General features: G+C 60.3%; 2 protein-coding genes. Both read left to right on the top strand.

Going from position 1 to position 1613, the window contains the following annotated elements; all coding sequences use genetic code 11:
- The coding region (gene icmH / locus ABIB24_RS26715) for a type IVB secretion system protein IcmH/DotU (protein WP_354317717.1) at window positions 1–641 on the top strand (641 nt) is incomplete at its 5' end.
- Between the two features lie 242 nt (window positions 642–883).
- Window positions 884–1613, top strand: a 730-nt coding sequence (gene tssI / locus ABIB24_RS26720; RefSeq protein WP_354317719.1) for a type VI secretion system tip protein TssI/VgrG, incomplete at its 3' end; no start/stop codon positions are given.

The following is a 1613-nucleotide window of genomic DNA, read 5'->3' on the forward strand; positions in this document are numbered from 1 at the left end:
TCATCCGCCTGGAAGGCACCGAACACTATGACCACGTCGAGCAGTTGCATGCCCACGTCAAGAACATGATCCACGGCATGGTCGAGCAGGTACGCCAGCTTGAACACTGTGACGAAGGCGACCGCGTGGTGTTTTCCTACTGCTTGTGTTGCGTGGTCGATGAAGCCGTGATGACCACCTCCTGGGGGCGCGACTCGTCCTGGAAAGCCCAGTCCTTGCTCAGCGCCATCCATCAGGAAACCTGGGGCGGCGAGAAATTCTTCAGCGTGCTCGAACGCTTGCTGGACGCCCCCGAACAGCGCTACGACCTGTTTGTGTTCCTGTTCTGGTGCCTGGCACTGGGCTACCGCGGCAAGTACGCCAACCAGACCAATGGCGATGAGCAACTGGCCGCCTGGCTCAAGCGGGTCCATGACCGGATCGTTGAACTGCATGGCCCCGAAACCGAATCGCAACCCCTGACCGACCCGCTGGCCAATGTCGCGCCCCGGCATTACCGCATGAACCGCCAACTGCCCTGGTGGACGCCCTGGGCCGTGATGGGCGTGTTCTGCACAGGCCTGTATTTCTACTTCGCCACCAAACTTGACGGTATTACCCAACAAGTACTGGCATCACTGCAGGCGATGCTGCAGCCATGAACTCGACAACCTCGAACTGACATGACGCAACAGTCACTGTGCCGATGGGCGCAGCAAGTAAAACGTTGCCCGAAACAAGATAGATCCTGCATTTAGCGAAACTTCCTACAAGTTTTTAGGAAGCAACTTTCACGACCAGGAACGGATTCCTCATTACGGTCGTGAGCACAACTAATGCCTCGCGTCCTAGGACGCGTCCGGTTTCATGAACCTGCCCGATGGGACGAACCGCAGGAGTACGCATGAGCAACCTGAATGATGTGCGCTTTACCTTCAGTACCCCAGCCGACGAAGCCATTCAGTTTGATGTCGTGTCATTCGAGCTGACCGAAGGCGTCAGCCAGTTGTATCGCCTGGAAGTCGAACTGGTGAGTTTCGCCGACGATGCCAACTTCGCCACCCTGCTCGACCACCCCGCGCTGCTGACCATCTGGCAGCAGGAGCAACCGGTGCGTCACGTGCATGGCCTGATCAGCAGCTTCGAACAGGGCAAGACCGGCCACCGCCGCACCCGCTACCGCGCCATTGTCGAACCGCAGCTGGCCCGCGCCGGCCTGCAGTCGGACTGGCGCATCTTCCAGCACCGCCCCGTGCCGCAGTTGCTCGAGGAACTGTTCCGCGAGCGCCGCTGGGGAACGCTGACCCAGTACCTGGTCAACCCGCACCAGACGCGTGAGTTCTGCGTACAGGCCGGTGATCTGGACCTGGATTTCTTCTGGCGGCTATCGGCAGAAGAAGGCCTGATCTCGATCTTCGAGCACAGCCAAGGCAGCCATGGCGTGGTCCAGGCGGACCAGATCAGCCAGTTCGGCAGCCTGGAAGGCGACCCGGTGTTGTACGTGGCCAACCGGGGTGGCACGGCGCGCCAACCCTGCCTGCATGACTTCCGCTATCGCGAGCAGGTACGCACCAGTATCCAGGTCCAGCGCGACTACACCTTCACCCACCCGCGCTACAACCTGGAACACACCC

The sequence above is a fragment of the Pseudomonas sp. UYEF17 genome (assembly GCF_040546125.1).
Lineage (GTDB): Bacteria > Pseudomonadota > Gammaproteobacteria > Pseudomonadales > Pseudomonadaceae > Aquipseudomonas > Aquipseudomonas putida_Z.